Raw genomic sequence first — 24,064 nt, 5'->3', positions numbered from 1 at the left:
ATTTTGGCCGTCGGACTGGCGGTGGCAGCCTGCGGAGATGGTGTGAGACCACCTCGCACATAACGTGTGGGGCGGCGACTGTCGGTGAAACAGGAACCTCGAGACGTGAGTCCCGAGGGGAATCTCGGTCGTTCACGGCCGAGAGGACGTCAAACCGGTCACCATATTGGACGCGGGGGGACACCGATCCGGTTCCACCCCCCGATTCGCCGAGAATTGCGCTCCTGCGAAATCTCGACGCGCGCCCCCTTATTCTTCGAGCATGAACACGCACGTCGTCGACCACCCGCTCGCAGCAGTCCTCCTGACCACGATGCGCGATGCGCGCAGCGACAATGCCACATTTCGTGCCGCCTTGCGAAGGCTGACGCACATGCTGGTGTACGAGGCGATGCGCGAGGCTCCGGTCGACACGTTCGACGTGGTCACCCCCATCGCGACCACCGACGGGGTGCGGCTCAGCCATCCGCCGCTACTCGTTCCTGTCCTGCGCGCCGGGCTGGGCATGGTCGAGCAGGCCAGCAGCCTGATCCCGCAGGCGCGAGTCGGTTTCGTCGGCATGGCCCGCGACGAAGATACGCATCTGCCGGTGCCGTATCTCGAGTCGCTCCCCGCGGACCTGTCCGGCATCCCGGTGTACGTCCTCGACCCCATGCTGGCCACCGGCGGTTCGATGGTGCACACGATCGACCTGCTCGTCGCCCGCGGCGCCACGGACGTCACCGCCGTGTGCGTCGTCGCGGCGCCCGAAGGGGTTGCCGCCCTCACGGCGTCCGGCCATCCCGTGCGACTCGTCACCGCGGCAGTCGACGAGGGACTGAACGGGGACGCGTTCATCGTGCCCGGCCTCGGCGACGCCGGTGACCGCCAGTTCGGGCCGCGCTGACGCCTCGGCTACAGGGCTTCGGCGAACTCGCGCAACAGGTTCAACCGCGTCGCGGCCGTCTCGCGCGCCGTGGGTAGCGCCGACCGATCCGGCACCGGGACGACCACCTCCAGGTAGCACTTGAGCTTGGGTTCGGTCCCGGAGGGGCGCACGACCACCCGGACCGTCGACCCGGCGAGGACGACGGCGTCGGTCCGGGACTGCCCGCGCAGTTCCGCCAGATCGGTGGCCTCGACGGGCTCACCGGCCAGTTCGGCCGGCAGGTCCGCCCGCAGCCGGCGCATCATCGCGGTGATGTCGGCGAGGTCGGTGACGCGGCGCGACACCTGGTCTCCGGCGTGCAACCCGAATTCGAGCGCGTACTCGTCCAGCCGGTCGAGGAGTGTCGCCCCGTCCGCCCGCAGGGTGGCCGCGAGGTCGGCGGCCACCACCGCCGCGGAGATACCGTCCTTGTCGCGCACCGACTCCGGGTCGACGCAGTGACCGATCGCCTCCTCGTATGCGTACACGAGACCCTCGCCCGCCCGGACGAGCCACTTGAAGCCGGTGAGAGTCCGGGCGAAGCGGGCGCCGCGGGCCGCGGCGAGCTTCCCGAGGAGTGCCGACGAGACGATCGTCGTCGCGACGAGTGAATCCGCCGGGGCGGATGCGAGGACGTGGTCGCCGAGCAGGACCCCCGTCTCGTCTCCGCGGAGCATCCGCCAGCCGTCCGGCCCGCGTACACCGACCGCGCATCGGTCCGCGTCGGGGTCGAGGGCCAGCGCGAGGTCGGCGTCGACGTCTGCGGCGAGCGCGAGTACGGCGTCCGAAGCGCCCGGCTCCTCGGGATTGGGGAACTCGACGGTCGGGAAGTCCGGGTCGGGGTCGAACTGCGCGGCGACGGTGTGGACGTCGGTGAACCCGGCGGATTTCAGTGCGGCGAGCGCGGTCTCGCCGCCGACGCCGTGCATGGCGGTGAGCGCGATCCGCACGGATCGCGACCCGCCCCTCGGCAGGGACGCGACCCGGTCGACGTAACGGTCGAGGAGTTCCTCGGACGCCGGGGTCACCGGGATCCGGGGAACGAGATCCGCCCGCCCGATCCTTGTGATCGCCGCCTCGATCTCCCGGTCGGACGGCGAGATCAACTGGGCGCCGCCGTCGAGGTAGACCTTGTACCCGTTGTCGGCGGCGGGATTGTGGGAGGCGGTGATCTGCACGCCGGCGGCGGCCCGGAGGCGGCGGACCGCAAACGCGACGATCGGGGTGGGCAGGGGCCGGGGGAGGAGGACGACCGAGAATCCCGCGCCCGCCAGCACTTCCGCGGCGGCGACGGCGAACTTCTCCGATCCGTGCCGCGCGTCGCGCCCGACGACGACGGTGGAGCCGCCCAGGCAGCGATCTTTCAGCCATGCGCCCAGCCCGGCGGTCGTGCGAATCACGACGGCGAGGTTCATGCCGTTCGGGCCCGCCCGCACCGGCCCGCGCAGTCCTGCGGTCCCGAAACTCAGCGGCGCGGCGAAGCGGTCGGCGAGCTCGTCGGCGGACAGGTTCGCGAGTTCCGCCCGCGTGCCGGGGTCGGGGTCGGCGTCGATCCAGTCCGCGATCGGATCGTTCACAAGCGCTCCACCAGTTCTCGCAGGAGCCCGCCCATGCGATCGGCGGACGCCCGGCCGGCGGCGAGGACCTCCTCGTGGTTCAGGTGCTCGCCGGTGATGCCCGCCGCGAGGTTCGTCACCATCGAGATCCCGAGGACCCGGGCGCCGAGCGCCCGCGCTGCGATCGTCTCGTGGACCGTGGACATGCCGACGAGGTCGGCGCCGATCGTCCGCAGCATGCGGATCTCGGCCGGGGTCTCGTAGTGCGGGCCCGGCAGACCGGCGTAGACGCCTTCGCTGAGCGAACCGTCGATGTCGCGGGCGAGGGCCCGCAGTTCGGGGTCGTACGCGTCGACGAGGTCCACGAACTCGGCGCCCACGAGTGGTGACCGGGCCGTGAGGTTGAGGTGATCGCTGATCAGCACCGGCTGTCCGACGGTGAAGTCCTCGCGGATCCCGCCTGCGGCGTTCGTCAGGATGACGGTCGACGCCCCGGCGGCGATGGCCGTGCGCACCGGGTGGACGACGGACGACAGCGGATGGCCCTCGTAGGCGTGGGTGCGGCCGAGCAGGACGAGGATCCGTTTGCCGCCCACCTCCACGGAGCGGATCGTTCCGGCGTGTCCCGCGGCGGACGGCGGGGTGAACCCCGGGAGGTCGGCCATCGGGACGGTGCAGAGTGATTCGCCGAACCGGTCGGCGGCGGCATTCCACCCCGATCCGAGGACGACGGCGATCGAGTGTTCGGCGCAGTTCGTGTGCGCGGCGAGCGCGGCGGCCGCGGCGTCTGGCGTTCCCATGAGGCGATAGTCTTCCACTCATGCCCTATCTCGATCGCGACGGCGACGTATTCATCCTGTACCTCGGTACCGAGGGCGAGACGGACAACGAGAACCGCTTCCACCCGGATTGGATCGACGCCACCCACKCCGCGCTCGACGAGGTCGAAGCCCACGAGGGTCCCGCAGCGCTGGTGACGACCGCGACGGGCAAATTCTTCACGAACGGTCTGGACACCACGTGGATCTTTACCAACACGGACAAGCTCCCGGACTACCTCGACCGCGTGCACACGATCTACAGCCGCCTGCTCGCGTTCCCGATGGCCACCGTCGCCGCCGTCCAGGGGCACGCTTTCGGTGCCGGCGCAATGCTCGCCACGTCGCACGACTTCCGGGCGATGCGCGCCGACCGCGGCTTCTACTGCCTTCCCGAGGTGTCGCTGAACATGCCGTTCACCGTCGGGATGTCTGCGCTCCTGAACACGCGCCTGCCCAAGCAGACCGCGGTCGAGGCGATGACGACCGGTCGCCGCTACGGCGGTTCCGACGCGCTCGCCGCGGGCATCGTCGACCAGATCGAGGAGGGGGACGCCGTCCTCTCCGCCGCTGTGACACGGGCCGCCGCGCTCACCGCGACCCGCGGCGCCAACCTGGCCGGGATCAAGCGCGGAATCCATCACGACGCCCTCGCCGCGCTCGCCACGGCGACGGACAAGAGCAACTTCAGCTTCGGGTGAGAGAATGAGCACGTGAATGCGGATGTCGAGGCGGCGGTCAGGTCAATCGAGACCGATCTGATCGCGCTGTCCCATTCGATCCACAGCGAACCGGAACTCGCGTTCGAGGAGTTCCGGAGCGTCGCGAAGATCACCGAACTGCTCAAACGCAGCGGGTTCGACGTGCGCACGGGCATCGCGGACCTGCCGACGGCGTTCGACGCCACATTCGGCAGCGGCGACCTCGTCATCGGCATCTGCGCCGAATACGACGCGCTGCCGGAGATCGGGCACGCGTGCGGGCACAACATCATCGCGGCGTCCGCGGTCGGCGCCGGAGTCGCGCTCGCCACGGTGGCCGAACGGCTCGGGATCACGGTGCGGGTCATCGGGACGCCCGCGGAGGAGAGCGGCGGCGGGAAGATCGCCATGCTCGAGAAGGGTGTCTTCGACGGGGTCGCGGCCGCACTGATGGTGCATCCGGGTCCGATCGACATCACAGGAGCGACGTCGCTCGCGCTGGCCGACATCGCGGTCACGTTCAACGGCCGCGAAGCGCACGCCTCGGCGGCGCCGGAGTTCGGGCGCAACGCCGCCGACGCCGCGACCGTCGCCCAGGTCGGTATCGGCCTGCTGCGCCAACATCTCTCGCCGGGACAGCAGATCCACGGCATCGTCTCCGACGGCGGCACCGCGCCCAACATCGTTCCCGCCCGCTCCGAAATGCTGTACTACCTGCGCGCCGAGACGGCGTGGGCGCTGTCCGAGCTGACGGCCCGCGCGGAAGCGTGCTTCGCGGCCGGGGCACTCGCCACCGGGTGTACCCACGAGATCCGCACGGTGTCGCCCACGTACACGGAACTGACACCGGACCCCTGGCTGGTGGCGACGTACCGGGAGCAGATCCTCGACATGGGACGGACGCCGTTGCCGCTCGAATGGGAAGGTGTCCGCCCGCTGGGCAGCACCGACATGGGCAACGTCACCAACGTCCTGCCCGGAATTCACCCGATCATCGGCCTCGACTCGGGAGGTGCGGTGACGCATCAGCCGCAGTTCGCGGCGGCGTGCATCACCGAATCCGCCGACCTGGCCGTGATCGACGGAGCGATTGCCCTGGCTCGCACGGCGGTTCGCGCTGCGACGGACGACGAACAGCGGGTGCGGCTGTTGGAAGGAGTTGATCGCCGGTGAACGCGGCAGTCGACAAATGGATTCTCGCTCACACCGACGAACTGTCCCAGTGGCGGCGGCACATCCACGCCAATCCCGAACTCGCGCGACACGAGTACGCGACGACGGAATTCGTGGCGACCCGCCTGGCCGCGGCGGGACTGTCACCCGAACTGCTGCCCGGGGGAACGGGGCTCACGTGCGATCTCGGGCCGTCGGACGGTCCCCGCATCGCGTTGCGCGCCGATATGGACGCGCTCCCGCTCCAGGAACTCACCGGTGCCACGTACTCGTCGACGGTGCCGGGCGTGTCGCACGCGTGCGGGCACGACGCGCACACCACCATCCTGCTGGGAACCGGTCTCGCCCTCAGCGAGATCCCCGACCTGCCGGTGGGTGTCCGGCTCATCTTCCAGCCGGCCGAGGAGGTCATGCCGGGCGGTGCGCTGGAGGTCGTCGCGGCCGGACGGCTCGAGGGTGTGTCGCGGATCTTCGCCCTCCACTGCGATCCGCGGCTCGCGGCCGGGCGGGTCGGGGTGCGACTCGGCGCGATCACGTCCGCGGCCGACACGATCGAGGTCGTGCTCGACTCGCCGGGCGGCCACACGTCGCGTCCGCACCTGACCACCGACCTCGTGTTCGCACTGGGAACCGTCGTCACCGGACTGCCGGGCATGCTCAGCAGGCGGATCGACCCGCGGACCGGCACCGTCATGGTGTGGGGCGCCGTGAGCGCCGGCCGGGCCCCGAACGCCATCCCGCAGACCGGCATGATGACCGGCACCGTGCGGACCGGCGATCACGAGACGTGGGAGATGCTCGAGCCGCTGGTCCGGGAGATCGTCCACGGACTCCTGGCGCCCACCGGGGTGCGGTATCAGCTGAACTACCGCCGCGGCGTCCCGCCCGTCGTCAACGACGAGGTGTCGACGCGCATGTTCGAGGACGCGATCCGCACCGTCGGCCCGGACGCCCTCGCCGACACGCCGCAGTCGGGCGGCGGCGAGGACTTCTCCTGGTATCTCGAAGAGGTGCCCGGCGCGATGGCCCGGCTCGGCGTCTGGTCGGGCGTCGGCGAGCAACTCGACATCCACCAGCCCACGTTCGATCTGGACGAGCGGGCGCTCGGCGTCGGGGTGCGGGTGCTGTCGAGCCTGGTGCTGGGCTGAGGCGCAGCACCAGGCGGTTCTGACAGGCGGTGCTATTCGGTGCCCGGTCCGACGTTGCGGCTGTTGCGGGTACGCAGGTCGCGCACGTAGTCGGCGGGGGCMCCGGCGATCTCCGCGGCGTCGGCCATCACCCCGAGGTAGCGGGCCGACGGCAGGCCGCCCTCGTACGCGTCGAGCACGTACAACCAGGCGAGTTCCGGTTCGCCGACGGTGTCCACGCGGACGCGGATCTTGCGGTGGATGCCGAGTTCGGAGCCCTCCCATCGGTCGAGGCTGACCTCGTCCTCCTCGGGGACGTCGTACAGCACGACGAACACCTTGGAATCGGGGTCCTCGACCACGGTGGCGAGTGCGCCCTCCCAGCCGATGTCCCCGCCACTGAACGTCAGTCGCCAGCCGTGCAGCCAGCCCGTCCCCGCCATCGGCGAATGAGGGCAGCGCTGCAACATCTGCTCGGGATGCATGTTGGACCCGTAGGCGGCATAGATCGACACGGCGGCAAGCCTAAACGGTGGCTAGTAATCTGTTGCATGCAGTGCACGACACGACGCGCTGCGATCGTAGGAAAAGCTGGCCGGAGACCCCGGTCGACAGGTGAATTGGAGGACAGATGACCCGAATCGTGATCATTGGTGGCGGGCCTGCCGGATACGAGGCAGCGTTGGTGGCCGCACAGCACGGCGCCTCCGTCTCCTTGATCGATTCGGACGGGGTGGGCGGCGCCTGCGTTCTGTTCGACTGCGTGCCGTCCAAGACCTTCATCGCCTCCACCGGAGTGCGCACCGACATGCGGCGCGCCACCGACCTGGGGATTGCGCTCGATCCCGAGCAGGCCACGGTCGCCCTGCCGAAGATCCACGCCCGTGTGAAGAGCCTCGCCCAGGCGCAGTCCTCCGACATCCGCACGCGGCTGCAGACCGTGGGTGTCGAACTGCTGTCGGGCACCGCCGAGCTCACCGACCAGCGGCTCGGCATGGCGTCGCATCAGGTGTGTGCGACCCTTGAGAACGGCGAGAAGAAGACGCTCGACGCCGACGTCGTCCTCATTGCCACAGGCGCGAGCCCCCGGGTGATCCCCGGGGCGGAGCCGGACGGCGAGCGGATCCTGACGTGGCGCGACCTCTACGACCTCGACGAGCTGCCCACGCACCTCGTCGTCGTCGGTTCCGGTGTGACCGGTGCCGAGTTCGTGTCCGCCTACACCGAGATGGGTGTCAAGGTCACCCTGGTGTCCAGCCGCGACCGCGTCCTGCCCGGTGAGGACGCCGACGCCGCCCTCGTTCTCGAGGACGTCCTCGCCGAACGCGGCGTCACCCTCGTCAAGCACGCCAGGGCCGACGCCGTCAAGCGCACCGAGGACGGCATCGTCGTCGTCCTCGCGGACGGCCGCACCGTCGAGGGCAGCCACGCCCTGATGACCGTCGGTTCGGTGCCCAACACGCAGGGCCTCGGGCTGGAGAAGGTCGGCATCGAGCTCGACAAGGGCGGATACCTGCGCGTGGACCGGGTGTCGCGGACGCCGGTGTCCGGGATCTACGCCGCGGGTGACTGCACCGGCCTGCTGCCGCTGGCGTCGGTCGCCGCCATGCAGGGCCGCATCGCGATGTACCACGCGCTCGGTGAGGGCGTCAGCCCCATCAAGCTGAAGACGGTGGCGTCGGCCGTGTTCACCCGCCCCGAGATCGCCACCGTCGGCGTCAGCCAGGCCGCGATCGACGACGGCGAGGTCCCGGCCCGCACCGTCATGCTCCCGCTCAACACCAACCCGCGCGCGAAGATGTCCGGGCTGCGCCGCGGTTTCGTGAAGATCTTCTGCCGTCCGGCCACCGGTGTGGTGATCGGCGGCGTGGTGGTGGCCCCCAACGGGTCGGAGCTGATCCTGCCCATCGCGATCGCCGTCCAGAACAACCTCACCGTCAATGATCTCGCCGCGACGTTCTCGGTGTACCCGTCGCTGACGGGGTCGATCACCGAGGCGGCTCGCCAGCTGATGCGGCACGACGACCTGGACTGATCCCGAAATGTGAGAATCGCATTTCACATAGTGGCTCCCGCGGTGAGATAGTCGAGGCACGGTCCGAAATCATCGGCCGTGCCTCGGCGCTCTCCCGCCCCGCAGACCCAGGACGGACAGGGTGTTCCTCACCTGATCTCCGCTTTGACGTGCCTCCTGGGAGTCGACATGCCGCAATCACTTGCCCGCCGCATGGAGGGGCTGCACAGCTCCGCCATCCGTGACCTTCTCACCCTCACCGCCCGGCCCGACGTGGTCAGTCTCGCGGGCGGGCTGCCGGATCCCGAATTCATTCCGCGGGAACGGATCCGGAAGGAAGCCGAACTCGCGCTCGCGGATCCGGCGTCCGTCCAGTACGGCGAGACCACCGGGCTGCGCAAGCTCCGCGACGTGCTCGCCGCCCGCGAGGGCGCGAAGATCGGCCGGCCGCTCGACGCCGCAGACGTCGTCGTCACGCACGGCTCGCAGCAGGCGCTGAGCCTGCTCGCACAGGTGCTGCTCGACCCCGGCGACGTCGTGATCGTCGAGGAACCCGCATACACCGGAGCGCTGCAGGTGTTCCGTGCCGCGGAGGCCGACGTCCGGTCCGTCCCACTCGACGCCGACGGCATCGACACCGCCGCCCTGCAGGGCATGCTCGAGACCGGACTGCGGCCCACGGTCGTCCACACGGTGAGCAATTTCCACAACCCGCGCGGCGTCGTCCTGGCGGCCGGTCGCCGGGAACACCTCGCCGCACTGGCCGATCGCTTCGGCTTCTGGGTGATCGAGGACGACCCGTACGGCGAACTCTTCTTCGACGGGCCGCCGCCCGCGCCCGTCGCGGCGCTGTCGGACCGGGTGATCCGGTTGTCGAGCGCCTCGAAGATCCTGGCACCCGCGCTGCGGGTCGGATGGCTGCACGGCGACCGGCGGGTGTGCGAGGCCGTCGAACTGCTCAAGCAGGGTGCGGACCTCTGCGGTTCGTCACTGACCCACCAGATCGCCGCCGGACTGCTGTCGGACGAGTCGTGGCTGGACCTGCACCTGGAGATGCTGCGCGCCCGCTACGGATCCCGGGCCCGGGCACTCGCCGACGGTGTCGCCTCGACGTTCGGCGACCGCGCCGGCGTATCCTCGGCCGTGGGCGGAATGTTCTGCTGGACCGAGTTCACAAGCGCCGACGTCGACACGGCGGCGCTGCTGCAGACCGCCGTCGAGCACGGCGTGGCCTTCGTCCCCGGATCGGCGTTCGGCGTCGCCGCGGAGCACCGGAGCGCTCTGCGGCTGTGCTTCGCGACCTGTTCGGAAGACGTGCTGACGGGTGCGGCGGCGAGGCTCGGCGACGCGTACGCCGATCACGCCCAGTCGTAGGTCCGCTCGACCGCCTTGTTCCACTCGGCGTACAGCCGGGTGCACTCGGCCTCGTCCATCCCGGGCTCCCAGGTCTTGTCGACGGCCCAGTTCGCGCGGATGTCGTCCTCGCTCTCCCAGAAGCCGACGGCCAGGCCCGCGGCGTACGCGGCGCCCAGCGCCGTCGTCTCGTTGACGACGGGCCGGATGACGGGCACCGCGAGGATGTCGGACTGGAACTGCATGAGCGTCTCGTTGACGACCATGCCGCCATCCACCTTGAGCGAGGCGAGTTCGACGCCCGAATCGGCGCGCATTGCCTCGATCACCTCACGGGTCTGATACGCGGTGGCCTCGAGGGCGGCCCTGGCGAGGTGGCCCTTGTTCACGAACCGGGTGAGCCCGACGATCGCCCCGCGGGCGTCGGGCCGCCAGCGGGGGGCGAACAACCCGGAGAACGCGGGCACGAAGTAGGCGCCGCCGTTGTCGTCGACGGACTTCGCCAGATCCTCGATGTCCTTGGCCGAACTGATGATTCCCAGGTTGTCGCGCAGCCACTGCACCAGCGAACCGGTGACGGCCACGGACCCCTCGAGCGCGTAGACGGCAGGTGCGTCGCCGATCTTGTAGCAGACGGTGGTGAGAAGGCCGTGCTTGCTGTGCACGGGTGTGGTTCCCGTGTTGAGCAGCAGGAAGTTCCCGGTCCCGTACGTGTTCTTCGCTTCGCCTTCGGACAGGCAGGCCTGCCCGAACGTCGCGGCCTGCTGATCGCCGAGGATCCCCGCGACGGGCACTCCCGGCAGCGTTCCCCGTTCGCGTCCGACGCCGTAGATCTCTGACGAGCTGCGGATCTCCGGCAGCATCGACATCGGGATGCCGAAATCGGCGCAGATCTCCGGATCCCAGTCGAGGGTCTCGAGATTCATCAACAGAGTGCGGGACGCGTTGGTGACATCCGTCACGTGGGTGCCCTCGGTGATGTGCCACAGAATCCAGCTGTCGATCGTGCCGAAGCAGAGCTCACCCGCCTCCGCCCTCTCGCGGGCGCCGTCGACGTTGTCGAGAATCCAGCGGACCTTCGGCCCCGAGAAATACGTGGACAGCGGTAGACCGGTGCGCTTCTGGTAGCGGCCCGGGCCCTCGTCGCCGCCGAGCTGCGTGCACAGCTCGTCGGTGCGCGTGTCCTGCCAGACGATGGCGTTGTACACGGGTTCTCCGGTGTTCCGGTCCCACACGACCGCCGTCTCGCGCTGATTGGTGATGCCGATCGCGGCGATGTCGCGTTTGGTGAGGTCGGCCTTCGCGAGCGCGGACGCCACCACCTCGCGGGTGTTGATCCACAGCTGCTGCGGGTCGTGCTCCACCCAGCCTGCGCGCGGAAAGAACTGCTCGTGTTCCTTCTGGGCGACGCTCACCACGGCGCCGTCGTGATCGAAGATCATGCAGCGGCTGGAGGTGGTGCCCTGGTCTATCGCGGCGATGTACTGAATCACACGCATGAAGCTACTAGCCTGGGCATGAATCCGTCGTCATCTCACAGGAGCCCGAGTTGAGTAGTCAGCCTGGTGTGCAGTTCCTCGGTCCCCGGCAGCGCGATGCCGCCTGGGACGAGCTGCAGACCGAACAGTTCGACGTCGTCGTGATCGGCGGTGGTGTGGTCGGTGCCGGTGCGGCCCTGGACGCGGCCACCCGCGGGCTGAAGGTGGCGTTGGTGGAGGCGCGCGACTACGCGTCCGGAACGTCGAGTCGCTCGTCGAAGATGTTCCACGGCGGGCTGCGCTATCTCGAGCAGCTCGAGTTCGGACTGGTCCGGGAGGCGCTCCGGGAGCGTGAGCTGTCGCTGACCACCCTCGCGCCGCACCTGGTGAAGCCGCTCAAGTTCCTGTTCCCGATCACCCACAGGCTGTGGGAGCGGCCCTACATGGCGGCAGGCATCTTCCTCTACGACCGGATGGGCGGCGCCAAATCGGTTCCACCGCAGAAGCATCTGACCCGCGCGGGTGCGCTGCGGATGGCGCCCGGGCTCAAGCGCAACTCGCTGTCCGGCGGCATCCAGTACTACGACACCGTCGTCGACGACGCCCGGCACACCATGACCGTCGCCCGCACCGCCGCCCACTACGGTGCGGTCGTGCGGACGTCGACGCAGGTGGTCGGTTTCCTGCGGGAGGCGGACCGGGTGTCCGGGGTGCGCATCCGGGACTGCGAGGACGGGCGCACCGCCGACGTGAAGGCGCACGTCGTCATCAACGCGACCGGGGTGTGGACCGACGAGATCCAGGCGCTGTCGCGGCAACGCGGCCGGTTCCGCGTCCGCGCGTCCAAGGGCGTCCACATCGTGGTGCCCCGCGACCGGATCGTCAGCGACGCCGCGATCATCCTCCGCACCGAGAAGTCGGTGCTGTTCGTCATCCCGTGGGGCAGTCACTGGATCATCGGCACCACCGACACGGACTGGAACCTCGACCTCGCGCATCCGGCGGCCACCAAGGCCGACATCGACTACATCCTCGGTCACGTCAACAAGGTGCTGGTGACGTCGCTGACCCACGACGACATCGACGGTGTCTATGCCGGTCTGCGTCCGCTGCTCGCCGGGGAGAGCGACGAGACGTCGAAGCTGTCGCGCGAGCACGCCGTCGCGCGCGTGGCACCGGGCCTCGTCGCCATCGCGGGCGGCAAGTACACCACCTACCGTGTGATGGCCGAGGACGCCGTGGATCTCGCGGCCGAGGACATTCCGGCGCGGATGGCGCCGTCCATCACCGAGAAGGTGCCGCTCGTGGGTGCGGACGGGTACTTCGCGCTGGTCAACCAGACCGTGCACCTCGGCCAGCTGTACGGGCTGCACCCGTATCGGGTGAAGCACCTGCTGGACCGTTACGGCTCGCTGATCGGCGAGGTGCTCGACCTGGCGTCCGAGAAGCCGGAACTTCTCCAGCCCCTCACCGACGCGCCCGCCTACCTGCAGGTCGAGGTCGTGTACGCGGCGGCGGCGGAGGGTGCGCTGCATCTCGACGACATCCTCGCCCGGCGCACCCGCATCGCGATCGAGTACTCGCATCGGGGTGTGAACTGCGCCGAGCAGGTGGCGCAACTGGTGGCTCYGGTCCTCGGCTGGGACGCGGACGACATCGACCGCGAGGTGAAGACGTACCAGGCGCGGGTGGAGGCGGAGGTGCAGTCGCAGGCGCAGCCGGACGACCTGTCCGCCGACGCGTTGCGGGCGGCAGCACCGGAATCGCGGGTCGAACTGCTCGAACCGCCGGTCAGTGTGTCAGAAATACCTTGATCACCACGACGGCCGCTGCGACGGCGGCGAGGCCGATCGCCGCCCAGTGGGTGCCGGACGTGACCTTCTCGCGGCGGAGATGGCTGATCACGTAACTGATCGACGCGATCCGGGTGATCATCACCAGCTCGGCGATCAACTGCGCCGTCCTCGGCTCGAGCCAGCCGATCAGCGCGGTGCACAGGATGATGCTGGGGACGACGGCCGACGTGAGGATGGGCAGGCTGTCGCGGAGTTCGCCGCTGCGTTCGGCTCGGGTGAGGGTGCGGTCGAGACGCAGTGTCTGGCCGACGGACTCGGCGAATATGTGCGCGAGGAAGGTGGACAGAGCGGCTCCGACGACGATCGCGATGCCGACGGTTTCCTGCGCCTTGGTGACGGGGATCAGCGCCGCGAGGACGAGGATGTTGCCGTAGATGTAGGCGCTGATGCGCCGGGCGACACGCTCGGTGTCGATCGGGGCGTCGGTTAGCTGCGCGGGGCGGTTGAAGAGCTTCGGAAGGTCCCACTCCATGGCCCCGAGCATTCCACGCGCACGCGGTCAGCGAGTGTGGACGAGCGATTTCGGTGCGTGTGCGGCGACGACCCCGGAGAGCGCCATGACGACGAGGGCTGAAACAGCGATGAATTCCATGTGATTCAGCGTCGTCCCGGAACCCGTGAGCAGTGTGGGCGTTGTCTGTGAGCTCGCTGGGAACTCAGTCTTTCGGGCTGTAGTGCTGGGGGTCGTCGCGCCGGTCGACCGGGGGAAGATTGCGCCGCGGGGTGTGGACGAGCGGCGCGTGCGTGGGGGCGCGTCCGGTCTCGCGGTCCCAGCCGGCGCGGGCACGCGGGTGGTACCGGTACCGCCAGGGGACGAGGCGGAAGACGGCGCTCACGGCGCGGCCGACGAGAGTGTGCAGGCGCTCGTCGCGTGTGGTCCAGCGGTAGCCGAGGAGGTCGCGGACCGATGGGTCGTACATGCCGACCGTCAGCCACACGAAGCCTTTCGCCACCGGGATGCGGAGGATCGCCCACACCGGGCCGGGCAGCCACGACAGGAACGGGGGAGCGCCGAGCCCGGACAGGTCGAGGACGTCGCGGGTGGCCTTGTTGTCCTCGAGCACGTTGCGGCACATGTGATCCCAGTACTCACAAAACGCCTCCCACGTCTCCGGGACGGGGCGCATGCTCATCCCGTACAGGCGGTACCACTGAATGTGCTCGGTGAAGAGGCGGCGCTTCTGGTCTTCGGTGAGGCCACCCATGAAATTGTCGCCGGTGAGGATGGTGCCCATGAAGAACGTGGCGTGCGCCCAGTAGAACGTGTCGGGGTCGAGGGCGTGGTACCTGCGGCCGTGTTTGTCGATTCCCTTGATGTTGTCGTGGTATCCCCGGACCTGCTCCGCGGTCTGCTGGGCGCGGTCGCCGTCGAAGACGACGCCGCCGATCGGGTACAGCGACCGGTAGAGCCGCTCCCACCGCTCGTCGAAGAAGCGGGAGTGTTCCTCGACGCCGGCGCCGAGACCGGGGTGCATGTTCTGCATCGACCCGGCCCACACGCCCTGCAGCATTCCGCGCCAGTCGCCGAAATACTTCCAGGTCAGCGAATCGGGGCCGAGGGGAACGGGAGCGGAGGCCGGGACGGGCGTACCGTCCGCGTTCAAGTGACTACGCACGTTGTCAGACTAGGATCTGACAACACGTGTAGTCAAGGATTGGGGCGAGAAGAGTGACGCTGGAGGACCGGCGGGAAGCACGTCGGAATTCGCTGCTGCGGGCGGGCGTCGCCCTGCTCGGTGCGGCGGACGGGCCCGCCGTGAACGTGCGCGCCGTCTGCCGTGCGGCATCGCTGACCGAACGGTACTTCTACGAGTCGTTCCGGGACCGGGACGAATTCGTGCGCGCGGTCTACACCGCGGTGGGAGACGAGGCGCAGGCCGCGCTCGTGGCGGCGGTGGCGTCCACCGAGACCGCACGCGAGCGCGCCGAGGCGGCCGTGGACGCGTTCGTGAAGCTGATGGTCGACGATCCCGCCATGGGCCGCGTCCTGCTGCTGGCGCCCTTGTCCGAACCCGCGCTGAGCAGGCGGGGCATCGACCTGATGCCCGGCTTCGTCGGACTCGTGCACGACCAGCTCTCCGCCGTCGACGACGAGGTGACGAAGCAACTCGTCGCCGTCGGAGTGGTGGGCGCCCTCACGACCCTGTTCATCGGATATCTCGACGGAACTGTTGCCGCGTCGCGCGAGCAATTCGTCGCGCATTGCGTCACTCTGGTGGTGGAGGCAAACAAGGCCGGCCACGAGTGAGGTGCGCATGCCGTTCCAGGTGTCCGTGGACGATCCGACTCGCCCGCAACCCGAACTCCGGGTACTCGACCGCAAGTTCTTCCAACTCGTCGGCGAATTCGTCTACGTCCACGGCGACACGGTGGTGACGGTGCCCGGCTGCGCCCCGATGCCGTGCCTGCTCCGCACGGATCTCGCGTCGATCCCCGCGCCGCTGCAGGGTCTGCTCACGCCGTACGGCCGGCAACTGCTTCCCGCGATCATGCACGACGACCTCTGCAAACGTGCGAGCGCGCTGGGGCAGGAGGGAAACACGCTGCGACGCCACGCGGACGAACTGTTCCGGCTCGCCCTGCTCGACGAAGGCGTCGGACCGTTCCGCAGCCGCATCTTCTGGGTCGGCGTCGAGGTCGGCCGGTTCTGGACGTTCACCGACGTCGTCCGGTTCCTGCTGATCACCCACCAGGTGCTCGGGATGCTGTGCTGGGTGGTGGGCGTGCCGTGGGCCGTGGCGACCTCGCATTTAGGCCTGGCCGCCCTCCTGCTCGCGGTGCCGGTGCTGCTATCGCTGTTGTGGCGCAGAGACTTTCCCGTCGCCCTGCTGGGCTGCATCCTGCTGCCCCTGATCGCGCCCACGTATCTGCTGACGATCGGCACAGCCGCGGTGCTGTGGGTGYCGGACGGTGCCGCCTGGCTGCTCGGCCGCAGGCGCACGCGCCGACCCCCGCCGCTCGGGCCGCCGACGACGGTCCTCCGCTAAACCACTTTTGGCGGTTGGCAGTACGTGCAGAAGAAGATCTCCTGGCGGCCGAGGTCGTGGCCTTCGATCACCGTCCCGCAGCGGCGGCACCGTTGTCCGGCCCGCCCGTACACCCACGGCCGGTGACGGATCGAGTTGTTCTTGTCGGCGTGAATCATGCGATGCGCGAGCGTGACCATTGCGGGCAGGTCGGTCACCTCGGCCGCCGGAGTGTACGGGTGGACGCCGCGGAGGAAGCAGACTTCGTTGCGGTACACGTTGCCGAGACCGGCCAGATTGCGTTGATCGGTGAGGGCGAGACCGATGGGCTGCTCGCCGGCCGCCCGCAGATTGCGGACCGCCGTGCCTGCATCCCAGTCCGGCCCCAGCAGGTCGGGGCCGAGGTGGCCGACCGCGAACTCCTCGTCGTCACGCTGGAGGATCTCGGTGATGCCCAGCGAGAACCCGACCGCCACCCGGTCCTCGGTGGCCAGCACGATGCGCGCCTGGTGCGCCGGACGCCGCCACCTCGAGTCCGGCGCGTAGATGTGCCACGCACCCTCCATCTTCAGGTGCGTGTGGATGGAGTGGTCGCCGACCCGGATGAGGAGGTGCTTTCCCCGGCTGACCACCTCGTCGACGAGCTGGCCGGACAGGTCGACGGTGGCGTACCGCGGGACCCGCACGTCGCACCGGGTCAGCACCTTGCCTTCGAGGGCGTCGCGCAGCGAGTTGGCGGTGCGCCAGACGGTGTCGCCTTCGGGCATGTCAGGCTCGCAACCGGAAACCGCGTGGAGTGGGCGAGAACCCGGCCTCGGTCAGGATCGGTGCGAAGTCGCTGCCGTGGATGGTGTCGCCGTCCACCTTCTCGACCACGATCCTGTCGATCCCACCGCGCTTGACGACCCCGGCGAGCGTGACGGCCGCGGTGCGGAGCACACCCGGGTCGTCGGTGAACGTGAGGACGGTGCGTCCGCCGCGTTCGACGAACAGGGTCAGCTCGCCCTCCACCAGCACCACCAGTCCGCCGGCCTTGCGTCCGGGCCGGTGCGCGGGCGCGTCGTCGCCGCGCCGCGGCCACGGCAGGGCCGCACCGTACGGGTTGGCGGGATCGCTGGCGGCGAGCGTCACGGCAGGCAGTGTGGTGTGCCTGCCCTCGAGCGAATCGCCGTAGCTCCGGAGCCGGTCCACCACGGGGGGAGTGGAGAACTGGGCACCGCCGAGCGACTCGACGAAGTGTCCCCGCCGGCAGCGGCCGTTGTCCTCGAACGTGCCCAGCACCTTGTACATCAGCGCGAAGCCGCCCGGAACGTTCTCGGTCATCACGGACCCGCGGGTCACCACCCCGTACCGCTCCAGCAGCAGTTCGGCGGTGGCGCTGGCCCGCAGCGTGGCATCGGATTCGGCGGCGGGGAGAATCGACCACCGTCCCCCGGCCGTGGGCGGTGCGGTGCGCACCGGGACCGTCAGACTGCGATACGCCCGGGCGCGCGGGGGACGTCGTGGCGACCGGTGGCTCGTGGTGGTCCTGGACGTGTCCGACAGCAGGGCGCGCACCGGAGCGAGGGTGTCGTTGCCGATGTGGCCCAGCCACACCAGATCCCACAAAGCGGTGGCCAGCGTGCTGTCGTCGGACATCTCGAGGGTGTCCGCAAGTTGCCGGAAGAAGAACGCGCCGCCGCCGGACAGCGTGTCGAGCACCCGGCGCTGCACGTCGGACAGGTCCGATTCCGCGGGCGTGGTCAGCGTGAGCGGTGCGGTGTCGGCGGGGTGGAGGCACACCCACCCGTCCTTCCCGGAGATGCTGCCCGCCCCCGACCACAACACCTCACCGGTGGACGTGAGTTCGTCGAGCATGGCGGGGGAGTAGTCGGCCACCCGCGACGGCAGGATCAGTGATTCGAGTGCCGACGCGGGAACCGGAACGCCGGCAAGCTGTTCCACGACGGTCGCGACGCCGTCGATACCGCGCAGTGTGCCCCCGACGTGCTGCCAGGCCGGGAGGAAGCGGCCGAGCGTCGCCGTGCTGACCGGCTCGACCTCCTGACGCGCCGCAGCCAGCGAGCGCCTGCGCAGACGTCGCAGGACCTCGGCATCGCACCATTCGCTGCCCGTCGCGCCGGGGCGGAACTCGCCCTCGACCACCCGCTTGCCCTGTGCGAGCCGCTGCAGGACGTCGCGGGCCACCGCCGAACCGAGACCGAAACGGGCCGCGGCGTCGGTGATCGTGAACGGGCCGTGGGTGCGGGCGTACCGGCTGATCAGATCGGCGAGCGGATCGTCGACGGGTTCGATGAACGCGGCGGGAACCCCGATGGGCAGCGGCACCCCGAGCCCGTCGCGCAGACGTGCCGCATCCTCGATGGCCGTCCACCATTCGCGACCGGCGAAGGACACGCTGAGCGCCCGCTTCGCACGCACGAGTTCGTCGAGCCAGGGGGCCGGATCGGCGGTCGACCGTGCGGCGACCTCGTCGGAGGTCAGCGGCCCCAGGAGACGCAGCAGGTCGGCGACGCCCTCGAGGTCCTTCGCCTTGCGGTCGGGGAGCAGTCGCTGGAGTTCGAGTTCGGCGCGGGCGATGACGTCGGCGTCGAGCAGTTCGCGCAGTTCCACCCGGCCGAGCAGTTCCGCCAGCAGCGTCGAGTCCAGGGACAGCGCAGCGGCCCGGCGTTCGGCGAGCGGGCTGTCGCCCTCGTACATGAACTCGCCGACGTAGTTGAACAGCAGGGCGCCGGCGAACGGTGACGGCGACTGCGTCTCCACCTCGACGATCCGGATCTGGCGACGCGCCAGCCGGCGGAGCAGGTCCTTCAGGGCCGGTAGGTCGTACACGTCCTGCAGGCACTCGCGGACGGTCTCGAGCAGGATCGGGAACGTCGGATACCGGCGGGCCACATCGAGCAACTGGGCGGACCGCTGCCGCTGCTGCCACAGCGGTGCGCGCTTTCCCGGGGTTCGTCGGGGCAGCAGCAGCGCCCGGGCCGCGCACTCACGGAACCGGGACGCGAACAGCGCCGACCCGCCGACCTGTTCGGTGACGATGTCCTCGATCTCGTCGGTGTCGAAGACGAAGAGGTCGGCGCCGGGCGGGGTGTCCTCGGTGTCGGGAAGGCGCACGATGATGCCGTCGTCGGACGCCGTCGCGTTCGAGTCGAGGCCGTAACGCTCGCTCAGCCGGGCACTCACGGCCAGCGCCCACGGAGCGTGAACGCGCTGGCCGTACGGCGAATGCAGGATCAGCCGCCAGTCGCCGAGTTCGTCGCGGAACCGTTCGACCACCAGGGTGCGGTCGGTGGGGACCTGCCCGGTGGCTGTCTTCTGCTCGGTGACGAGTTGCACGAGATTGTTCGTGGCGTTCTCGTCGAGCCCACCGGTCCGGCAGCGCTCCTGCACCTCGGTCTCGTGCCCGAGCGAGATCTCCCGCAGGAACTGTCCCAGCGCCTCGCCCAGCTCCGCAGGCCTGCCCAGACCGTCGCCGTGCCAGAACGGCAGCCGACCCGGCTGGCCGTAGGCGGGACTGACCAGCACCCGGTCGAACGTGATCTCCTCGATCCGCCAACTGGTGGCACCGAGCGCGAAGACGTCACCGACCCGCGACTCGTACACCATCTCCTCGTCGAGTTCGCCGACCCGGGACGCCTTCTCACCGACCATGTAGACGGTGAACAGACCGCGGTCGGGGATGGCGCCGCCCGACGTGACCGCCAGCCGCTGCGCGCCGGGGCGTCCGGTGAGCGTGTTGGCCTCGCGGTCCCAGACGAGGCGGGGCCGGAGTTCGGCGAACTCGTCGGACGGGTAGAGGCCCGCGAGAAGGTCGAGGGTGGACTCGTACGCCGAGCGCGGCAGCGTCGCGAAGGAACCGCTGCGCCGTACCGTCTCGAACCAGTCGTCCACGTCGAGCGGTTCGAGCGCGGTGGCCGCCACTGTGTGCTGGGCGAGGATGTCGAGCGGGTTGGCGGGAACGGCGAGCGCCTCGATCTTGCCGGTGACCATCCGCTCGACGGTGACGGCGCAGTGCACGAGATCGGTGCGGTGCTTCGGGAACACCACACCCCGGGAGATCTCCCCGACCTGGTGTCCGGCGCGGCCGACGCGCTGCAGACCGTTCGCCACGGACGGGGGCGCCTCCACCTGGATCACCAGATCGACGGCGCCCATGTCGATTCCGAGTTCGAGGCTGCTCGTCGCGACCACGCACCGCAGCCGCCCCGACTTCAGGTCGTCCTCGATCAGGGCCCGCTGGTCCTTGCTGACCGACCCGTGGTGGGCGCGGGCGAGCAGCGGGTCCGCACCGAAGTTGACCTCGGACGGGGTGCCGATCTGCGAGGCCGGTTTCGGGTTCTTGTCGACCGCTGTCCCGGCGCGTTCGGCGTAGATCTCGTTGAGTCGTGCGGTCAGGCGCTCGGCGAGCCGCCGCGAGTTCGCGAACACGATGGACGACCGGTGCGCCAGGACGAGATCGACGATCTGTTCCTCCACGTGCGGCCAGATCGACCCCGCCTGCGGGGTCGCCGAGGCCGAACCTTCGGCGGGCTCGGCGAGACCGAGTTCGGTCATGTCTTCCACCGGAACCTGCACGGTGAGGTCGAACGTCTTCGGCGACGGCGGTGCCACGATACGGATGGGCGCCGAGCCGGACAGGAACCGGCCCACCTCCTCGTGTGGCCGCACCGTCGCCGACAGCCCGATGCGCTGCGCCGGGGTGTCGAGAAGCCGGTCGAGGCGTTCGAGCGACAACGCCAGGTGCGCGCCGCGCTTCGTGCCGGCCACCGCGTGCACCTCGTCGACGATGACCGTGTCGACCTGCGTCAGCGTCTCGCGCGCGGCGGACGTCAGCATGAGGAACAGCGACTCGGGGGTGGTGATGAGGATGTCGGGCGGATTCTTGATCAGCGCGCGCCGGTCGCCGGCCGGTGTGTCGCCGGAGCGGACACCCACCGAGATCTCCGGCGGCGTGAGACCGAGCCGCTTGGCCGTCTGCGTTATCCCGACGAGCGGGGCCCGCAGGTTGCGCTCGACGTCGACACCGAGCGCCTTGAGCGGGGAGATGTAGAGGACCTTGGTCTTGCGGTCCTTCCCGTCCGTTGCGGCGAGTTGGTCGAGGGACCACAGGAACGCGGACAGCGTCTTGCCCGAACCGGTCGGGGCGACGACCAGCGTGTGCGCTCGGCTGGCGATCGACTCCCACGCACCGAGCTGCGCGGCCGTCGGCGCGGGAAACGCGCCGCCGAACCACTCGCGGGTGGCAGCGGTGAACCTGCCCAGGACGTCGGTCACCGTTCCATACTGCACCGGGGGTCCGACAGGCGGCGGGCACATGCTGTGCGGTCTCCCTGCGGTCCGCTGAATGTGTCGGTGGACCGTATGATTCGAACATGAGTTCGACCGGGGGGCGGCAGATCAGGTGACGGAACACCTGACTGCGCTGGCTGCTGCCGTCACGGGATTGCTCGACGTGGACCTCACGGGTGTGTCGGATTCCGACGTGATGCTGACGATGCAGCAACTCGAGACTTCCCTCCGCCGCGCAGGCGCGGTCTCGCAGCGGCTGATCGTCGAGAGTGTCGAACACTCGCTGCCCGCGACGCTCGGCTACAACTCACCGAACAAGCTGCTGGTCGACGTGCTGCGCGTGTCGGCGTCGGACGCGTCGGCCCGGGTGTCGGCTGCCCGCAACCTCGGCGCCTGGCACACGCTGTCGGGCGACGACCTGCCGGCGGCACTTCCGGAAACGGCGGTCGCGCAACGCGACGGTGCCATCGGCTCCGATCACGCCCGGGCAGTCTCGAAGATCATGCGCAAGATCCCGCACGCCGTGTCGAACGCGGACGTCGCCGCAGCCGAAGCGATCCTGGCCGGGTGCGCGCGTGGCGGCACCCCGGAAGACGTCGAGAGTGCCGGTCACCGACTGCTCGCCTACCTCGATCCCGACGGTCGTCTCACGGACGATCGCGATCGGGCGGGCCGACGCGGCATCTCCCTCGGTCGTCAGGACACCGAACTGATGTCGAAGATCTCCGGCGAACTCGACCCCACCGCGCGCGCCCTCCTCGACCCGATCCTCGCGAAGTGGGCCCGCCCCGGCATGAACAATCCGGACGACCCGGAGTCACCACGCGGCGACGCCGAGGATCCGTCGATCGATCGTGAAGCGCTGGTCGCGGCGGCGGCGCGGGACACGCGCACCGCGGCGCAGCGGAACCATGACGCCCTGAGTGCGATGTTCAGGGTCGTGCTCGAATCTCGGATCCTGGGTCCGCACCGGGGTCTGCCCGTCACGGCGATCATCACCATGACGCTCGATCAACTCGAGAAGGCTGCGGGCGGAATGGCGACCACGGCGACGGGAGGTCTCCTTCCCCTCGACGACGCGCTGAAACTTGCTGAAAACGCCCACCCGGTGCTCGTCCTGTTCGACCATGACGGCAGGCCCCTGCATCTCGGACGGCTCCGACGGGTGGCCAGCGCGGACCAACGCCTCGCTCTCATTGCCGCCGAAGGTGGATGCACACGAGCGGGCTACGCGGGACGCACCGAATGGATACCGCCACCGCACATCGACCCGGAGGGGAAACCGCGAATCAATCACCGGCACCACACCGGTGAGCAGATCGATCGTGCTCGCCGGAGGCTCCGTGACCGGGTGCGCGCCGAGGACCGAGGGCCCTAGCCCAGGCCTGTGTTCACACCGTCGCGAGATCCGCGGCGGGTACTGCTGCCGGCGCGAACGACGGCAATGGCACCTCGACCGTCGACGGCTCGTGCTCGGACAGCGCCACATACGCGCCGACGGCGAGTAGCGCCACCGCAACGACGCGGATCATCCTGAACACGTTGTCTCGCTTCGGTCGAAGGGCGGTGCGCCACGGGTGGAGCCGTCAGACAGTAGACGACGGCACCGACAGGCACGCACGCGAAGCTCCGGCGACCGCGAACACGATGCCCGTGCACGGGATCCCGCCCGGCCAGGACCGTCAGAGGGGAGCGAGGCGGGCCCGGAGCAGGCAGAATTCGTTGCCTTCGGGATCGGCGAGGACGTGCCAGGGCTCTTCCCCGGTCTGGCCGATGTCGGCGGGGCGGGCGCCGAGTTTCAGGAGGCGTTCGAGTTCGGCGTCCTGATCGCGGTCGGTGGCGTTGACGTCGATGTGCAGCCGGGGTTTCCCGGGCTCCGGTACGTCGCGGCGGCTGAGGATGATCGTCGGCTGCGGGCCGCCGAACCCTTCGCGTGGCCCGATCTCGATGCTTCCGTCGCCCTCGCGGTCGAGCACCACGAAGTCCAGGACCTCGCACCAGAACCGGGCCAGCACCTCGGGGTCGCGGCAACCGAGCACGAGTTCACTGATGCGGCATGCCATGGACGAAACCCACTTTCAGCTTGGATCTGTCGGGATACGCGGAGCCACGCGCTAGTCGCGGCCGAGGCGCTGCAGCAACGCGGACTTGATCGCCGGACGTCCCGCTGCGACGAGTGTGAAGGTGGCTTCACGCATCAGTCGTTCCGCCGTATTTCCCACGAGCAGTGCGGAACTGCCCTTCGCGGTGACGAGGGCGGTGGCGGTACGGATGGCGAGTTCCGAAGCACGGGCGCGCGCTTCGGCGATCTCCGCCCGGCCTTCGAGTGCCGCGTTCAGGTCGAGACGTGCCCGGGCAGCCTGCTCCTCGAACGGGTCCGCGTCGACGCCGAGGGCTTCCAGTTCGCTGATCGCCCGCCGGGTGATTCCCATCGCCATGCATCCGTTGATCCACGACCCGAACAGTTGGCTCTTCGCGAAGTCCTCGGGGGAGACGACGGCGCTCACCAGATCCCGCGGTACGGCGAGCCCGTCGAATTTCAGCCGGACCGTGTTCGACCCCCGCGCCGCGATCAGCGGGAGTTCCTCGGCGGTGAGTCCGCGCAAAGGTTGTGCGGGAATGATGACGTGCACGATGGAGTCGTCGAATTCGTCGCGCGCCGATACCTGGAGCAGATCGACGATGCCCCAGCCGGTGACGAACGGCGACACCCCGTCGAGCACGTAGCCGTCGTCGACGCTGCGCGCCCACAGGGTGGGCGGGACGGGAATCGCTCCGGCCAGAGCGACGCCGGCCCGCACCGTGCCGTCGACGAGTCCGTCG

General features: G+C 69.5%; 21 protein-coding genes. 10 read left to right on the top strand and 11 right to left on the bottom strand.

Annotation, left to right across the window (positions count from 1 at the left end; translation table 11 throughout):
• Positions 1 to 262 precede the first annotated feature (262 nt).
• Positions 263 to 886, top strand: a complete 624-nt coding sequence (gene upp, locus AC1DWT_RS38690; protein ID WP_072949014.1) for a uracil phosphoribosyltransferase — start codon at positions 263 to 265, stop codon at positions 884 to 886.
• 8 nt (positions 887 to 894) lie between these two features.
• Here upp and AC1DWT_RS38685 read toward each other — a convergent pair whose 3' ends face one another.
• Positions 895 to 2,484 (bottom strand): phospho-sugar mutase, encoded by a 1,590-nt coding sequence (locus AC1DWT_RS38685; protein WP_095860874.1) that lies wholly within the window; start codon positions 2,482 to 2,484, stop codon positions 895 to 897.
• On the bottom strand, positions 2,481 to 3,263 hold the full coding sequence (locus tag AC1DWT_RS38680) for a purine-nucleoside phosphorylase (RefSeq protein ID WP_072949057.1): 783 nt from the start codon (positions 3,261 to 3,263) through the stop codon (positions 2,481 to 2,483). Before AC1DWT_RS38680 ends, AC1DWT_RS38685 begins: the two co-directional genes overlap by 4 nt.
• Positions 3,264 to 3,283: 20 nt before the next feature.
• Between AC1DWT_RS38680 and AC1DWT_RS38675 the strand changes: the two genes are divergently transcribed.
• From AC1DWT_RS38675 to AC1DWT_RS38665, 3 genes are read left to right on the top strand one after another with little or no spacing between them, the layout of a single operon-like run.
• Complete coding sequence (locus tag AC1DWT_RS38675) at positions 3,284 to 3,982, top strand: enoyl-CoA hydratase/isomerase family protein (RefSeq protein ID WP_477924672.1); 699 nt, start codon at positions 3,284 to 3,286, stop codon at positions 3,980 to 3,982.
• Positions 3,983 to 3,994: 12 nt separating this feature from the next.
• A complete protein-coding gene (locus tag AC1DWT_RS38670; RefSeq protein ID WP_072949019.1) occupies positions 3,995 to 5,155 on the top strand; it encodes a M20 family metallopeptidase in 1,161 nt (386 codons plus the stop codon).
• A complete protein-coding gene (locus AC1DWT_RS38665) occupies positions 5,152 to 6,303 on the top strand; it encodes a M20 family metallopeptidase (protein ID WP_072949020.1) in 1,152 nt (383 codons plus the stop codon). The genes AC1DWT_RS38670 and AC1DWT_RS38665 overlap by 4 nt, the downstream gene beginning before the upstream one ends.
• Positions 6,304 to 6,335: 32 nt before the next feature.
• Here the strand turns inward: AC1DWT_RS38665 and AC1DWT_RS38660 are convergent, their stop codons facing one another.
• Positions 6,336 to 6,797: a gamma-glutamylcyclotransferase family protein gene (locus AC1DWT_RS38660; protein ID WP_015890025.1), complete on the bottom strand. Its 462-nt coding sequence runs from the start codon at positions 6,795 to 6,797 to the stop codon at positions 6,336 to 6,338.
• Positions 6,798 to 6,913: 116 nt separating this feature from the next.
• Here AC1DWT_RS38660 and AC1DWT_RS38655 point away from each other — a divergent pair, with 116 nt between their 5' ends.
• Together AC1DWT_RS38655 and AC1DWT_RS38650 are read left to right on the top strand one after the other, a co-directional pair.
• Positions 6,914 to 8,317 (top strand): NAD(P)H-quinone dehydrogenase, encoded by a 1,404-nt coding sequence (locus tag AC1DWT_RS38655; protein ID WP_072949022.1) that lies wholly within the window; start codon positions 6,914 to 6,916, stop codon positions 8,315 to 8,317.
• Between the two features lie 168 nt (positions 8,318 to 8,485).
• Entirely contained in the window at positions 8,486 to 9,670 is a 1,185-nt protein-coding gene (locus AC1DWT_RS38650; protein WP_072949024.1) for an aminotransferase-like domain-containing protein, read from the top strand.
• Here AC1DWT_RS38650 and glpK read toward each other — a convergent pair.
• Positions 9,655 to 11,148, bottom strand: coding sequence for a glycerol kinase GlpK (gene glpK / locus AC1DWT_RS38645; RefSeq protein WP_072949026.1), 1,494 nt, complete (start codon positions 11,146 to 11,148; stop codon positions 9,655 to 9,657). The two genes, AC1DWT_RS38650 and glpK, sit on opposite strands and share 16 nt — an antisense overlap.
• Positions 11,149 to 11,198: 50 nt before the next feature.
• On the opposite strand from glpK, the gene glpD reads away from it, so the two are divergent.
• Positions 11,199 to 12,941 (top strand): glycerol-3-phosphate dehydrogenase, encoded by a 1,743-nt coding sequence (gene glpD / locus AC1DWT_RS38640; protein ID WP_477924669.1) that lies wholly within the window; start codon positions 11,199 to 11,201, stop codon positions 12,939 to 12,941.
• Here the strand turns inward: glpD and AC1DWT_RS38635 are convergent.
• Positions 12,919 to 13,455, bottom strand: a complete 537-nt coding sequence (locus AC1DWT_RS38635) for a hypothetical protein (RefSeq protein ID WP_095860872.1) — start codon at positions 13,453 to 13,455, stop codon at positions 12,919 to 12,921. The two genes, glpD and AC1DWT_RS38635, sit on opposite strands and share 23 nt — an antisense overlap.
• 184 nt (positions 13,456 to 13,639) lie before the next feature.
• Complete coding sequence (locus tag AC1DWT_RS38630; protein ID WP_072949032.1) at positions 13,640 to 14,599, bottom strand: oxygenase MpaB family protein; 960 nt, start codon at positions 14,597 to 14,599, stop codon at positions 13,640 to 13,642.
• 53 nt (positions 14,600 to 14,652) lie between these two features.
• Between AC1DWT_RS38630 and AC1DWT_RS38625 the strand changes: the two genes are divergently transcribed.
• Both AC1DWT_RS38625 and AC1DWT_RS38620 read left to right on the top strand, forming a co-directional pair.
• Positions 14,653 to 15,231, top strand: a complete 579-nt coding sequence (locus AC1DWT_RS38625; RefSeq protein ID WP_072949034.1) for a TetR/AcrR family transcriptional regulator — start codon at positions 14,653 to 14,655, stop codon at positions 15,229 to 15,231.
• Between the two features lie 7 nt (positions 15,232 to 15,238).
• Positions 15,239 to 15,970, top strand: coding sequence for a DUF1353 domain-containing protein (locus AC1DWT_RS38620; RefSeq protein WP_477924668.1), 732 nt, complete (start codon positions 15,239 to 15,241; stop codon positions 15,968 to 15,970).
• Here AC1DWT_RS38620 and AC1DWT_RS38615 read toward each other — a convergent pair.
• Positions 15,967 to 16,716, bottom strand: coding sequence for a DNA-formamidopyrimidine glycosylase family protein (locus AC1DWT_RS38615; protein ID WP_095860871.1), 750 nt, complete (start codon positions 16,714 to 16,716; stop codon positions 15,967 to 15,969). The two genes, AC1DWT_RS38620 and AC1DWT_RS38615, sit on opposite strands and share 4 nt — an antisense overlap.
• Before the next feature lies 1 nt (position 16,717).
• Complete coding sequence (locus tag AC1DWT_RS38610) at positions 16,718 to 21,226, bottom strand: ATP-dependent helicase (RefSeq protein WP_208613705.1); 4,509 nt, start codon at positions 21,224 to 21,226, stop codon at positions 16,718 to 16,720.
• 127 nt (positions 21,227 to 21,353) lie between these two features.
• On the opposite strand from AC1DWT_RS38610, the gene AC1DWT_RS38605 reads away from it, so the two are divergent.
• Positions 21,354 to 22,619 (top strand): DUF222 domain-containing protein, encoded by a 1,266-nt coding sequence (locus AC1DWT_RS38605; RefSeq protein ID WP_477924665.1) that lies wholly within the window; start codon positions 21,354 to 21,356, stop codon positions 22,617 to 22,619.
• A 13-nt stretch (positions 22,620 to 22,632) separates the two neighbouring features.
• Here the strand turns inward: AC1DWT_RS38605 and AC1DWT_RS38600 are convergent, their stop codons facing one another.
• The 3 genes from AC1DWT_RS38600 to AC1DWT_RS38590 all read right to left on the bottom strand — a co-directional run.
• A complete protein-coding gene (locus AC1DWT_RS38600) occupies positions 22,633 to 22,773 on the bottom strand; it encodes a hypothetical protein (protein ID WP_167372161.1) in 141 nt (46 codons plus the stop codon).
• Between the two features lie 150 nt (positions 22,774 to 22,923).
• On the bottom strand, positions 22,924 to 23,304 hold the full coding sequence (locus AC1DWT_RS38595; protein WP_072949041.1) for a VOC family protein: 381 nt from the start codon (positions 23,302 to 23,304) through the stop codon (positions 22,924 to 22,926).
• Between the two features lie 51 nt (positions 23,305 to 23,355).
• Positions 23,356 to 24,064, bottom strand: a 709-nt coding sequence (locus tag AC1DWT_RS38590; protein WP_477924662.1) for an acyl-CoA dehydrogenase family protein, incomplete at its 5' end; no start/stop codon positions are given.

The sequence above is a fragment of the Rhodococcus sp. P4_B6 genome (assembly GCF_056402215.1).
The sequence above is the reverse complement of the archived record's forward strand: the minus strand, read 5'-3'. Positions and strand labels throughout refer to the sequence as shown.